The organism is Desulfovibrio sp. 6_1_46AFAA, assembly GCF_000224635.1.
In the GTDB taxonomy this organism is placed as follows: domain Bacteria; phylum Desulfobacterota; class Desulfovibrionia; order Desulfovibrionales; family Desulfovibrionaceae; genus Desulfovibrio; species Desulfovibrio fairfieldensis.
Genome location: NZ_JH114303.1, coordinates 608,973 through 621,193, shown reverse-complemented (window position 1 = coordinate 621,193; position 12,221 = coordinate 608,973). Strand labels below are relative to the sequence as shown.

10 protein-coding genes and 1 pseudogene are annotated in these 12,221 nt (G+C 65.3%); 6 read left to right on the top strand and 5 right to left on the bottom strand.

The window, feature by feature from the left end; translation table 11 throughout:
• Positions 1-168: 168 nt before the first annotated feature.
• Complete coding sequence (locus HMPREF1022_RS12600) at positions 169-459, top strand: putative quinol monooxygenase (protein ID WP_008683043.1); 291 nt, start codon at positions 169-171, stop codon at positions 457-459.
• A 226-nt stretch (positions 460-685) separates the two neighbouring features.
• On the opposite strand, the gene serS is transcribed toward HMPREF1022_RS12600, so the two are convergent.
• Positions 686-1,957 (bottom strand): serine--tRNA ligase, encoded by a 1,272-nt coding sequence (serS, locus tag HMPREF1022_RS12595; protein WP_009303403.1) that lies wholly within the window; start codon positions 1,955-1,957, stop codon positions 686-688.
• A gap of 261 nt (positions 1,958-2,218) precedes the next feature.
• On the opposite strand from serS, the gene HMPREF1022_RS12590 reads away from it, so the two are divergent.
• The 3 genes from HMPREF1022_RS12590 to HMPREF1022_RS12580 are packed head-to-tail and all read left to right on the top strand — an operon-like array spanning position 2,219 to position 4,500.
• Entirely contained in the window at positions 2,219-2,821 is a 603-nt protein-coding gene (locus HMPREF1022_RS12590; protein WP_009303402.1) for a hypothetical protein, read from the top strand.
• A 6-nt stretch (positions 2,822-2,827) separates the two neighbouring features.
• Positions 2,828-4,159: a translation initiation factor IF-2 gene (locus HMPREF1022_RS12585; RefSeq protein ID WP_232221607.1), complete on the top strand. Its 1,332-nt coding sequence runs from the start codon at positions 2,828-2,830 to the stop codon at positions 4,157-4,159.
• Positions 4,159-4,500 (top strand): hypothetical protein, encoded by a 342-nt coding sequence (locus HMPREF1022_RS12580; RefSeq protein WP_035061532.1) that lies wholly within the window; start codon positions 4,159-4,161, stop codon positions 4,498-4,500. Before HMPREF1022_RS12585 ends, HMPREF1022_RS12580 begins: the two co-directional genes overlap by 1 nt.
• A gap of 117 nt (positions 4,501-4,617) precedes the next feature.
• Here HMPREF1022_RS12580 and mutL read toward each other — a convergent pair whose 3' ends face one another.
• Positions 4,618-6,645: a DNA mismatch repair endonuclease MutL gene (gene mutL / locus HMPREF1022_RS12575; protein ID WP_009303399.1), complete on the bottom strand. Its 2,028-nt coding sequence runs from the start codon at positions 6,643-6,645 to the stop codon at positions 4,618-4,620.
• Positions 6,646-6,789: 144 nt separating this feature from the next.
• Between mutL and HMPREF1022_RS12570 the strand changes: the two genes are divergently transcribed.
• Positions 6,790-7,092: a hypothetical protein gene (locus HMPREF1022_RS12570; protein WP_008683037.1), complete on the top strand. Its 303-nt coding sequence runs from the start codon at positions 6,790-6,792 to the stop codon at positions 7,090-7,092.
• A gap of 131 nt (positions 7,093-7,223) precedes the next feature.
• Here the strand turns inward: HMPREF1022_RS12570 and purE are convergent, their stop codons facing one another.
• The 3 genes from purE to HMPREF1022_RS12555 form a co-directional block, all read right to left on the bottom strand.
• Positions 7,224-7,721 (bottom strand): 5-(carboxyamino)imidazole ribonucleotide mutase, encoded by a 498-nt coding sequence (gene purE, locus HMPREF1022_RS12565; RefSeq protein ID WP_008683036.1) that lies wholly within the window; start codon positions 7,719-7,721, stop codon positions 7,224-7,226.
• A 54-nt stretch (positions 7,722-7,775) separates the two neighbouring features.
• Positions 7,776-9,071, bottom strand: coding sequence for a phosphoribosylamine--glycine ligase (purD, locus tag HMPREF1022_RS12560; RefSeq protein WP_008683035.1), 1,296 nt, complete (start codon positions 9,069-9,071; stop codon positions 7,776-7,778).
• 87 nt (positions 9,072-9,158) lie between these two features.
• Positions 9,159-10,844 (bottom strand): FG-GAP repeat domain-containing protein, encoded by a 1,686-nt coding sequence (locus HMPREF1022_RS12555; RefSeq protein WP_009303398.1) that lies wholly within the window; start codon positions 10,842-10,844, stop codon positions 9,159-9,161.
• A gap of 506 nt (positions 10,845-11,350) precedes the next feature.
• Here HMPREF1022_RS12555 and HMPREF1022_RS12550 point away from each other — a divergent pair.
• Positions 11,351-12,221: pseudogene (locus HMPREF1022_RS12550) on the top strand (RsmB/NOP family class I SAM-dependent RNA methyltransferase); the annotation flags it as partial.

Genomic DNA, 12,221 nt, shown 5'->3' with positions numbered 1-12,221 from the left:
GAGAGAGAGAGAGAGGACCGCGCCGTTGTCGAAGCCTGAACCGCGCAACAGCCGCCCGTAAAGCCAACGATTCCCCGCCCTCCAAAATGTCCCGGCGGCACGTCTGCCGCGCCGCGCTTTCCCTCGGCCGCGCGCATGACGCCGACCGGCAACGCTGAAGGAAAAGCCATGAACGAGATCCGCATTGTGGCCGAACTTGAGGTCATGCCCGAGCACCGGGAAGCCATGCTGCCCGCATTCCGAGCCATGGTGGAAGCCAGCCGGGCCGAATCCGGCAATCTGGCCTACGACCTGACAGAGGATCTGGAAAATCCCTGCCGTTTTTTCATCCTTGAATCCTGGGCTTCAGCCGAGGCCATTGCCGAACACAACGCCAGCGCGCACTTCAAGGCCTTCGGGGAACTCCAGAAGGACAAGCTGCGCCGCAAGGCCGTGGTCAAACTGAAACAGGTCTTCTGAGCGTCGGAAACAGAGAGGGCTCCGTTAAGGAGCCCTCTCTGTTTGGAAAAGATACACGCCGCCCGTCCGCCCTAATCCGTGTTATATCAAGGAGAAAGAGCGCTTTTAGCGCTGTGTCTTTGCGGCAGGCGTTGGCTGCGGGCCTTGCTTTAGGAATGGCTGGCGCCGGAATAAAAGGCGAATTTCAACGCACAGATAACCGAAAAGACACTTATGGCGACACCCTCTAAGGTTCTATGGCCTCCACCCCATCCATGTACGGCACAAGCGCTTTCGGCAGACGCACGCTGCCGTCTCTCTGCTGGCCGTTTTCCAGAATGGCGGCGATGGCGCGGCCCGTGGGCAGGCCCGAGCCGTTGAGCGTGTGAACAAAGGCCGCCTTGCCGCCCTTGGGCTTGAAGCGGATGTCCGCGCGCCGGGCCTGGAAGTCCCCGCAGTTGGAACAGGAGGAAATCTCGCGATAGGTGTTCTGCGCGGGCAGCCAGACTTCCACGTCATAGGTCTTGGCCGAACCGAAGCCCATGTCGCCGGTGCAGAGCGTGATCACCCGATAGGGCAGCTCCAACAATTCCAGCAGATGCCGGGCATGGCCGCACATCAGCTCCAACTGGTTGAAGCTGTCGTCCGGATGGGCGAAACGGACCATCTCCACCTTGGTGAACTGGTGCATGCGGATGATCCCGCGCGTGTCCTTGCCCGCGCTGCCCGCCTCGGAGCGGAAGCAGGGCGTGGCCGCGCAATAGGCGCGCGGCAGGTCGGCTTCGTCCAGAACTTCCCCGGCATGCAGATTGGTCAGCGGCACCTCGGCGGTGGGAATCAAGTAATAGTCCCACTCGCGCAGCTTGAAGAGATCTTCCTCGAACTTGGGCAGCTGGCCCGTGCCGGTCATGGTGGCGCGGTTGACCATATAGGGCGGGCAGACTTCGATATAATCCTCATGCCGGGTGTGCCGGTCCAGAAAAAAGTTGACCAAGGCCCGGTCCAGGCGCGCGGCCCAGCTCAGGGAAACCACAAAGCGGCTGCCCGTGAGGCGCGCGGCGCGCTCGAAATCCAGGCCGCCCAGGGCCACGCCCAGATCGCCGTGCTCCCGCACCGGAAAGTCGAATCGGCGCGGCGTACCCCAGCGGGTCACTTCCACATTTTCCGTCTCGTCCCGGCCCGCGGGCACGGAAGCGTCCGGAATGTTGGGCACGCGCATGAGCCAGGCTTCCACATCGGCCTTGGCCTGGGCGGTCTGGCCGTCCAGCTCCTTGATGCGGTCCGACAGGCCGCCCAGCTCGGCCAGCAGGGAACCGGCGTCCTTGCCCTCGCGCTTGAGGGCCGCCACCTGGCCGGAGGCGGTGTTGCGCTGACTCTTCAGGGCCTCCACTTCCGCGAGCAGGGCCCGGCGGCGGGCGTCCAGGCCCAAAAATTCATTGACGTCCAGTTCCGAATGCCGGTCGGCCAAGGCTTTGGCCAGCACTTCCGGCTGCTTTTGCACCAGTTTGAGATCAATCATAATCGCTCCCGCAGGGCAGACATATTCGAGAATTCCCCACGCATGTCAGCCTGTTAGCATGAATTTCCGAGAGAGGCACCAGCGCCGCGTCTTCAGGCCGCGTCCCGGCCGGGAGTCCGGCGGAACACGCGCGGCGCGCGAGAAATCAGACAGCAGCCCTGTAGCATGGGGAGCATTGCCTTGCAAGACGGCTGTTTTCCGGATATATCTAAAAAATATTATAAAAATTTCGAAACATTTTTCGAACTCCGCGAGGCCGTCATGAAACATACCCGCCGTGTCTTTCCCGCCGCCCTGCTGTCGGCGCTGCTGGCAGTCCTGCTGCTCTCGGCCTGCGGACCGAGCAACAACGTGCGCCTGCTTCCCCCACCGCCGCTGGACGCCTCCGTGCTGCCCGCCCCCAACGCCCCGCGCGTCAGCGTGGTGACCTTTGCCGACAAACGCACGGACCAGTCCGCTCTGGGCATGCGCCGCGACAACAGCGCCTTTGTGACCAGCGACGACGTGGCCCAGTGGATCAGCCGCGCCCTGGCCGACGAGCTGGCCCGCAACGGCATGCAGGTTACCTTTGCTCTCAACGTGGGTCAGGCCCGCAGCGGCAATCCCGACTATCTGGTCACCGGCCAGGTGGACGAGTCCTGGCTGCGCGAAACCTCGGCCACGGATCTCGCCACCAGTCTGCGGGTCAATTACGTGCTGGCCAACCGCCAGGGCCGCCTGCTGCGCGAGTCTCTCTCTTCCAGCCAGAGCCGCACCGGCCTGCCCTCGGGCGCGGCGGCGGAAAACCTGATGCTGGAAACGCTGCGGGATCTCGTGAAGCCCATGGCCCAGAAGATTGTCCAGACCATCCAGGCCAAAAAATAACCAGCCATGACGGTCCCGCGTTTCGGGCTTGCGGGCCTTGCGTTGCTGCTGTTTCTGGCGTGGGCCGGGCCCGCGCGGGCTGAATCCGGGCGTGTTCCCACCACTCCGGAGGATGCCGGGGATATGCCTTCCGCGTCGGCACAAGCACCCGCGCTGGAGTTGAGGCCGATTACCGAGGTGGAAATGCGCGCCGTCACCCCGCCGGTGACGCGCGAAGCGGCTTGGGCGCACGCCCGGGCCTCGGCTTGGCTTGCGGCCCTGCACCGGGCCGTAATCGCCTTTCCCCAGCGGCGGGAAATCCGCATGGGCGCGGTAGCTCCGGCGGAGCGCCTGGCTCTGGCCGCGCAATTATACCGGGCCGCCGCGCCGCCCCTTGCCGACGCTCCCAATGCCGCAAAGGCCCCTGACACCGCTGAAGATTCCCCCCTGCACGTGGCGCTCAGCCTGACGCCCCGGTCCCAGGCCGGAACAGAACTGATCCTGGCCCTGCGCAATCCCGAACTGCTGGCCCTGCGCCACACGCTCATCAGCGAAACCAGGGACACGCTGGAAATTATGGACCGTCACTGGCCCGGCGGTACGGCGGCGTTGCAGCCCGCAACCCCCGGCGTGAAAACGCCGGAAGTGGAACGGGATTTCTGGCAGACCCGCGACTGGCAACGCATGAGCGCGCGCCTGAACGGCCTCTGGCTGGCCCAGGCCGCCCTGGACCTCACGCCCGAAGGCTGGCTGACCGGGGCCGAAGCCCTGAGCACGCTGGAACGGGCGACCAGAGAGGCCCCGCGCAGCCCCACGGTGCGGCTGCTGCTGGCCGAGGCCCAATTGCAGCGCAACCTGCCCCAGCAAAGCATTGAATCCTGTACCGAGGCCCTGCGCCTGGCACCCGGCTCGAACCTGATCAGTGGGCGGGCGCGCTATATCCGCGCACTGGCCCACTGGCGCCTGCAACAGCTGGCCCTGGCCGAGGACGATCTGAACGCGGCTCTGCATACCCGCACCCCCTCCGCGCCCCAAGGCGCGGAGCAAGCCCGGCGCTTGCGGGCGCGCGGCGCGGTGCGCATGCTGCGCCGCAACTATCCGGGCATGTGCGCTGACTTTTCGGCGGCCTGCGCCCTGGGTGACTGCGAGGGCCTGGCTGTGGCCCGCGCGCAGAAGTATTGCCGGACCCGTGCAGCGGCCGCGCCGGAATCCGGTCCTGCCAGCCTGCCGCCGTCCTTTCTTGCCGCGCCCGCCGGACAGATTCCGGAAAACACGGAAAAACAGGCGCCCGAGCCCGCGCAGGGGAATCCGATGAACTCGGATAAACCGGACCGACCGGAAGGAGAACCCGCCTCGTGATGCGCGAGCCCCTGCTCAAGGTCTACGGCCATGTCTATCCCATTTCGGACGCATTTTACGCCGACCTGGACGCGGCCTGCGCCGACGCCCTGGCCGACGACGCGGACGAGCCCGTGCTGTGCCGCGAAGGGGATATGGCCCGCGTCTCCTTTGAGGGCGTCTATTTTCCCGTGGACGATGTGCTGGCGGCCCTGGCCCGGCATTTGCGGCCGGAACACCAGGGCAAGTTGGACGTGCTGGATCTGGAAAACTGGCGGCTCACCCGCCACCTGTTCGACCAAGGGCGGATCCGCAGCAGTTCCGCGCCGCTGAACAACGTGCTGGACTATTCCGGGCACTGATTCATTTAGAGCATTTCAACTTTGAAAATGTTGAAATGCCCTGGCGGCCGCATGAGCGGACGCCAGAGCCTGAATCCACGGCGGGGCCACTTCAAAGCGGATCTGCTCTAAAATGCCCTACTGGCGGCGCTTGAAAAACTTTTCCAGGGCGGCGGCATCCCAGCGCAGCACGCAGGGGCGGCCGTGCGGGCAGTATTCGCGCTCCGGCACAGCCAGCCACTGGCGCAGCAGACCGGCGGCCTCATCGTCCGTCAGACGCTGCCCGGCCTTGATGGCCCCTTTGCAGGACATGGAAATGAACATGCCCGCCAGATCGTCCTTGCGCCCGGCCAGGGCCTCGCGCAGGAAATCGCGGGCCTCGGCGCGCGAGAGCACGGGCGGCATGGCCCGCACCAGCAGCGTCCCGTCCGCGCATTCCAGGGCGAAACCCAGACTTTCCAGACGCTCGCGCAACTGCTGAAAGCGTTCCTGCTCCGCCGGATGCAGACCCAGCTCCAAGGGCAGGGCCAGGCATTGGCCCGTGCCCGCGAAACCGCCCCGGCGCAGCCGCGTGTAAAGCACCCGCTCATGGGCCGCGTGCTGGTCCAGCAAAAGCAGCGCTCCTTCGGCGTCGCGCAAAATCAGATAGGTATCGGCCACCTGTCCCAGATAGGACAGCGGGCCCACCCGCAACGGTTCGCGCTCCCGCGGCTCCGGCGCGGCAGCAAATGAGGCATCGGACGCGACAGCCGGTTCCGGAACAAGGCCGGACCAGGCCGCGTCCGGCATGGAGGCGGACGCACCCGCGCACTCCGGCGGAAAAGAGTGCTCAGCGGGCGGCCCGTAGGGCGCGGCGTCTTCCTCCACGGGCGCGAAGATGCGCGGGGCCGCACTCCGGCCAGGGGGCACGCTCACCCGCCAGTCTTCCTCCGGAGCATCCGGGGCGGAAGACGTTTCCAGGCGGGCCAGCAGCGGCGGATCATCCAGACGGCCCCAGAATCCCTGCGGCCGGGGCGCGGCCGCTTCAGAAGCCGATGCCGTTCCGGCCGGATTCTCCCGCGCGGGAAACAGTCCGCCGGGCTGCCCACTGGACGGTCCTTCCGTAAAAAGGTCCGGGGCAGCCGCGTCCGGGGCTTCGCCCTCCAGAGCCGCCGTGAACGACGTGACCAGGGCGCCTTGCACCGCGTGCAGGCAGGCGGAAAAGACCGCCGATTCATCCCGGAAGCGCACTTCGGACTTGGCCGGATGCACGTTGACGTCCACCTCGCACGGGTCCATATCCACAAAAAGCGCCACCTGCGGATAGTCGCGGCTGGTCAGACGGCCTTTGTAAGCCTCGCGCACGGCTGCCAGCAGACGTTTGTCCAACACCGAACGGTTGTTGACAAAGAGCAGGATGCGGTCCCCGCGCGGCTGGCTCACCGTGGGCAGGGCCGCCAGGCCGTGCACGCGGATGCCGTGGCGCTCCCCCTCAAAGGGACGCAGAGCCTCCACGATCAGGCGGGGCCAGAGCAGGGCCAGGCGGTCGCGCAAGGTCTGGCCGGGCAGAAAGTGCAGAGCCTCGCGATCGCCGGAATGCAGACTGAAGCCCACTTCCGCCCGGGCCAGGGCCAGCCGCGCCAGCCAGTCCTGGGCGCGTTTGAACTCCGTGGCCGGGGTCTTTAAAAATTTAAGGCGGGCGGGTATATTGGAAAAAAGATCGCGCACCTCCACGATGGTGCCCTTGTGCAGCGCCGCCGGGCTTGACGCCAGAAGGCGGCCGTGCTCCACTTCCACGCAATGGGCCGCGCTTTGGTTGTCCGGCCCCTGCCAGGCGGATACGATGCGGAAGCGCGAGACCGAAGCGATGCTCGGCAGGGCCTCGCCCCGAAAGCCGTAGGAGCGGATGCGCTCCAGGTCATCCATGCTGGCGATCTTGCTGGTGGCATGACGCGTGACGGAAAGCTCCAGCTCATCGGCGGGAATGCCGCAGCCGTCGTCCTGCACGCGGATCAGGGCCTGCCCGCCGTTATCCAGGCGCACGTCGATACGCGCGGCCCCGGCGTCCAGACTGTTTTCCACCAGTTCTTTGAGCACGCTGGCCGGGCGTTCCACCACTTCACCGGCCGCGATCTGATTGCGCAACTCAGGCGGTAATAAACGGATATGACGCATTTTTTCAGGCATGGAACCAGTGTAGTCGGCTCACTCCCGCAAGGCAAGCGCCCGCGCCCTTGCCTTGCGGCGCGTCGTGCTTATTTTGAGAGAGGCAGGCAAAAACTGCGCCAAGCCATGCGCCCCCCGGCGCGCGCCGCCTGCCGGGAGAAAAATATGCACAATACGACCACAGCCATCACAACTTCCGCGCCCGGACCATTGGCCCTCAAGGGCTACGACCCCGAACTCCTCTATGTGGAATGCGGCCGCTGCGGCTCGCCCGTCATGTGGGAACAGGGCCGGGCCAGCCGCATTCTGGAACAGGCGGGCATCGACCCTCTGGAACTGGATGCCTCCTGTCTGCTGGTCACGGACGGCTGCCCCATGTGCGGCAGCAAGGGCCAGTACACGGTCCAGATTTTCCGGGTCAGCGCCGGATCGGAAACGCGCCGTCCCCCGTATTACGGCACGGCCTAGAGTGGTTTCACTTTGAAATTGCCCTAATCTGTTCCAGACACGCCCGTTGCCGCCACCGCAAAAGGCCGCCGGAATTCCGGCGGCCTTTTGCGGTGCAGACGCATTGCCTTTTGCGGAGGAGCTCTGACGGGCTAAGCGTATTTTTTACTGATCTCTTCCCCTGCCTTTTCCACGTCGGCGCGCATTTTCGCGCGTGCCGCCTCGATTTTTCCATGCAGCGCGGGATCAGCCACGGCCAGGATCTGGGCGGCCAGCCAGGCCGCGTTGCGCGCCCCGGCCTTGTCCAGGGCCACCGTAGCCACCGGGAAGCCGGGAGGCATCTGCACGGTGGAGAAAAGCGCGTCCATGCCGGCCAGGCTGCCGCCGGACACCGGGATGCCGATCACCGGCCTGCTGGTGCGCGCGGCCACGGCCCCGGCCAGGTGCGCGGCCATGCCCGCGGCGCAGATAAAGACCCGCGCGCCTTTGGCTTCCTCGTCGCGTACCAGGGCTTCGGTGCGCTCCGGCGTCCGGTGGGCCGAACTCACGGTAAACACATAGTCAATGCCCAGGCTTTTCAGCACGTCCACGCAGGGGCTGACTTTTTCCTCGTCGGACTTGGACCCCATCAAAATAACAACATGCGCCATGATACCATCCTATTTGCTTCAGACATTGCGCCACCGGGGAAAGCGGCCTGAATCTCAGCGGTCTTTTTCGCTTTCCAGGCGGCGGATTCCCTTGTCGCCGATGTCCGTGCGGTAAAAGCCCTCCGGCATCTGGATCTTTTCCAGGGCCGCATAGGCGGCCTTCTGGGCCGCGGGCAGATCGTGGCCCAGAGCCGTGACGCAGAGCACGCGCCCGCCGCTGGAAATCAGCACCTGATCCTTGACGGCCGTGCCGCTGTGGAAAACCTTGACGCCCGGCAGGGCCTCAGCCTCCTCAATGCCCTTGATGACCAGGCCCTTGGGGTAGGCGCGCGGGTAGCCTTTGGCGGTGAGCACCACGCCCAGAGCGGTCTGCGAGCTGTAACCGAGGCTGGCCGGGTCCAGTCCGCCGTTGACGCAGTCCAGCATGACCTGGGCCAGATCGCCCTCCAGTCGCGCCAGCAGGGGCTGGCACTCGGGATCGCCGAAGCGGACGTTATACTCCAGCACCTTGGGCCCGTCGGCGGTGAGCATCAGGCCCGCGTAGAGCACGCCCACAAAGGGATGGCCGTCCTTGGCCAGCTCTCTGAGAATGGGCCGGATGGTCAGATCGGCCATTTCCTCCAGCCGGTCGTCGGGCAGTACCGGCGCGGGACTGTACGCCCCCATGCCGCCGGTATTGGGGCCCTGGTCATTGTTCCAGGCGGCTTTGTGGTCCTGGGCGGAGGGCAGGGGCACGGCCCGCTCGCCGTCGCAGAAACAGAGGAAGGAGGCTTCCTCGCCCACCAGGCATTCCTCCAGCACCACGCGGTCGCCCGACGCGCCGAAGGCCCTGGCTTCCATGATGTCGCTCACAGCCTGCAGGGCTTCCTGCGAATCGCGGGCCACCACCACGCCCTTGCCGGCGGCCAGGCCGTCGGCCTTGATCACCAGGGGCGCGCCCACTTTGACCACATGGTTTTTGGCGATTTCCGGATCGCTGAACACCGCGCAGCGGGCCGTGGGCACCTGTGCCCGGTCCATGATCTCCTTGGCAAAGGCCTTGCTGCCCTCGAGCCGCGCGCAATAGGCGTCCGGACCGAAACAGGCGATGCCCGCCTCGCGCATGCGGTCCACAATGCCCAGGGTCAGCGGCAGTTCGGGGCCGGGCACCACCAGATCGATCTTTTCCCGGCGGGCCAGATCCACCAGTGCGTCCAGATCGTCGGCGGCCACCGGCACATTGATCGCGCCCGCGCCGCTGGTGCCTCCGTTACCGGGAGCCACAAAAATTTCACTGACCCTCGGGCTCTGGCGAAATTTCCAGACCAGGGCATGCTCGCGCCCGCCGGAACCGATCACAAGGATGCGCACCTTGGCCTCCTTTGGCTGATAATGGAGAGAATAAAGGGATAAAAAACGGCCCCCCGCCCGGCGGGCAGGGGGCCGGATTGCCGCACGTTAGTTGGGGTTCACTTCAAAGTCGCTGAGATCCGCAGGCACGTTGGGGTCGGTCTGGGACACGTCCAGCGGGTAGGCGGTGATCATGCTCTGACGGCTGCCGATGCCCAGATCCGGCGAGGTGTTCAGGCCCACCACCAGATCCAGGATGCCGTCGTTGTTCACGTCGGCCAGGTCTATTTCAGCCACGGAGCCCCGGATGCGTCGGGTCTTCCACTTCAGGCCCAGGCCCACGCCGTCCCAGTACAGGGCGTGGATTTCGCCCTGGGGGAAGAAGCGATAGCGGTCAAAGAGCTGGGAAGCCGTGGAAATGGGCTTGTTCAGCAGCAGCACGTATTCGCCGGTACGGCCCAGGTCCGCCGCGATCATGCGCATGGGCGCGTAGTATTTGCTGGGCAGCTGGTAGTTGCGGTCGATGCCCAGGCCGGGCATGCCCTTGTAGTGGTCCATGCCCGTGGCGGAGCCGGAAAAGCGCTCCATGGTGGTGTGGATCAGGGTGTTGCCGTTGCCCTGGAAGACCTTGATGCGCTCGTCGTCCGTGAGCATGACCAGCTGGTCGCCCTTGCCGTCCTTGCCGCCGGGCAGCCAGGCCACGTTGAACACCGTGGCGCCGGCGGGCAGATCCAGGCGCGCGCCCAGGGAGAACTTGTTGCCGCTCTTGACCATCACGTGCACGCCGGGAGAGAAGAGCTTGAGCGAATCCCAGCCCTGGCCCACCAGGGTGGGCATGAAATGGGGCGGGGTCTTGATCACGCTGGCGAAGTAGGGGATGCGGTCGGCATACTGGGTCAGCTTGTTGCCCTTGAAGGAATAGAAATAGGAGTAGGGGCGGTTGCTGTCTTCCTCAAAGGTGGCGATGACCAGTTCCTTGGCCCCGTCGCGGTTAAGGTCGATGGCCCGCATGGAAAAATTGAGATTGGACTGGGAAATGACGGTTTCGCCCAGTTGCTTGAGCCGACCGTCGGGCTCCCAGATGTAGATGGTCAGCTTGTGGTCGCCGAGCACCGCGATTTCGTTTTTGCCGTCGCCGTTGAAATCGCCCACGGCCATATCCACCATATTGTCCTTCATGCGCTGGCTGCGCAGGCGCGAGCCGTCGTTGGCCCCGGACCCCTGGTAGCGGAACTGCGGGTTCAGATAAACCCGCTGCTGGCCCGTCTCATTGACCACGATGTCCGAATTCATCTGATTGACCGGCTCGCCCTTGCCGGACGGAGCCACATAGCCGGGCCGACCCGCCACGGACACGCCGAAGGCCTCGCTGCCCATGGCGGAGCTCAGTTGCTGTACTGTGGCGGTGAGGCCGCTCAACGGCCCCTGCGCTGTTTTGCTCCAGGCCTTGCCCGCCTTGTCCACGCTGTGGACGTCAATGGTGCACTCATTGCCCATGACGCTCACCGAGCCCCAGACCGCGTAATCCGCGCCCGCGGCGCTCAGGGCCTTGCGGGCCTCGGCGGCGGAAGCGGCCTTGGTCTGCGCGCTGCGCCCTTCCAGCACGCCGGGGCGGTTGAGCCGCGCCTGCATTGTGGCCGGCACGGCCTTGGACAGGTAGGCATAGCTCTGCGGCGCATTGACCGTAAAGGGCAGCAGCACAAAGCTCTTCGGCGCGGCCTGGGCGGCCTGGGCCAGGCCCAGAGCGAGCGTCAGCAGGCAGGCCGTCAAGGACAATCGCATGGCAAATTTCATCCCGTACTCCTTGGAGTCTTTTTCGGAGGCGCGGCAAAGCTCCAGCCCCGTCATATCGTCGCAGTATACGCAGACTTGGCCCGCCGCGCAATATGAAAGCGGCGGCCTCCCAAGGCAATCGAAAGAATGCTTCCTCTCTGGATATGCATTTGATTCCATACGTGCGCCTTCTTCCTTAGACCCGCGAACGCAGCCGACACAGTCGGCAAGTGAGCGGGGGACTGGTTTGCGGGAATTTTGCAAAATTGGCGATTTTTTCGTGCGGGCAAGGCAGCGATGCTTTTTTGAGCGGAACATGCTTGCGTATGTGAGCATCAAAAAAGCATCGGTAACGCCGCCCGCGCGGAAAAGACGGATTCTGTAGCATAACCGCAAAGTTACAGGAAGGCTGAGGCAAAAGCATTTCCTTTCCCGTTCTCTTCATTCGATTGCTCTGAACGGCCTCCGCAAGCGGGGGCCTGAATCCGGCTGACTTTGCCCCTGATCTGCCCTATACTGGGCGCGTCATGCCCAAACAGCACTCCCGCTCCTTCCGTCTGGTCTGCGAAACCCGGCACATCCCCCTGGTGGAAGCCCTGCTGCGCGCCCAAGGCTACGAATTCGAACCCGAGCCCTTTTCCCCGCTCTGCCGCCGCCTCTGCCGCGAGCCCCGGCCTCTGGGCGGTTCCCTGGCGGCCTTTTTCGGGTATATCTACATCCAGGACCGCTCCTCCATGCTGCCGCCCCTGGCGCTGGCCCCCCGGACGGGGGAAGCCGTGCTGGACGTCTGCGCCAGCCCGGGCAGCAAAAGCGGCTTTCTGGCCCAGTTGACCGGCCCCACGGGCTTTGTGCTGGCCAACGAGCCCGCGCCCGCCCGCCTGGGCACCCTGCGGGCCAATCTGCACCAGTGCAATCTGCTCCAGGCCGCCACCTGCTCCTACGGCGGCGAAAACCTGCCCCTGGTCCCGGCTTCCTGGAACGCCATCCAGCTGGACCCGCCCTGCTCCGGCTGGGGCACGGCGGAAAAACATCCCCGCGTGCTCAAGCTCTGGCAGGGAGACAAACTGAACAGCCTCATCGGCCTGCAACGACGTCTGCTGCGGCACGCCGCATCCCTGCTCGCGCCGGGCGGACGGCTGGTCTACTCCACCTGCACCACCAACGAGGCGGAAAACGAGGCCCAGGTCTGTTTCGCCGAAGAAGAGCTGGGCCTTGTGCGCGAAATGCTGCCGCCGTTTCCCGGCTTTGCCTGGGAAGAACGCCCCGACGGCGCGGGCACGCTGCGGGTGGACGGCGAAAAATCGCGGGCCCAGGGATTTTACCTGGCCCTGTTGCGCAAGACGGCGAGCAGCGCGGGCACGCCCCCCGTGCCGCCCGCGTCCGCCCCGGAAAAAACGC

Bases quoted from the DNA above. Each gene is read 5' to 3' on its own strand.
- HMPREF1022_RS12600 (WP_008683043.1), top strand. From the start codon at position 169: ATGAACGAGATCCGCATTGTGGCCGAACTTGAGGTCATGCCCGAGCAC.
- mutL (WP_009303399.1), bottom strand. From the start codon at position 6,645: ATGCCTGAAAAAATGCGTCATATCCGTTTATTACCGCCTGAGTTGCGC.
- HMPREF1022_RS12570 (WP_008683037.1), top strand. From the start codon at position 6,790: ATGCACAATACGACCACAGCCATCACAACTTCCGCGCCCGGACCATTG.
- HMPREF1022_RS12585 (WP_232221607.1), top strand. From the start codon at position 2,828: ATGACGGTCCCGCGTTTCGGGCTTGCGGGCCTTGCGTTGCTGCTGTTT.
- HMPREF1022_RS12580 (WP_035061532.1), top strand. From the start codon at position 4,159: ATGCGCGAGCCCCTGCTCAAGGTCTACGGCCATGTCTATCCCATTTCG.
- HMPREF1022_RS12590 (WP_009303402.1), top strand. From the start codon at position 2,219: ATGAAACATACCCGCCGTGTCTTTCCCGCCGCCCTGCTGTCGGCGCTG.
- HMPREF1022_RS12555 (WP_009303398.1), bottom strand. From the start codon at position 10,844: ATGAAATTTGCCATGCGATTGTCCTTGACGGCCTGCCTGCTGACGCTC.
- serS (WP_009303403.1), bottom strand. From the start codon at position 1,957: ATGATTGATCTCAAACTGGTGCAAAAGCAGCCGGAAGTGCTGGCCAAA.
- purE (WP_008683036.1), bottom strand. From the start codon at position 7,721: ATGGCGCATGTTGTTATTTTGATGGGGTCCAAGTCCGACGAGGAAAAA.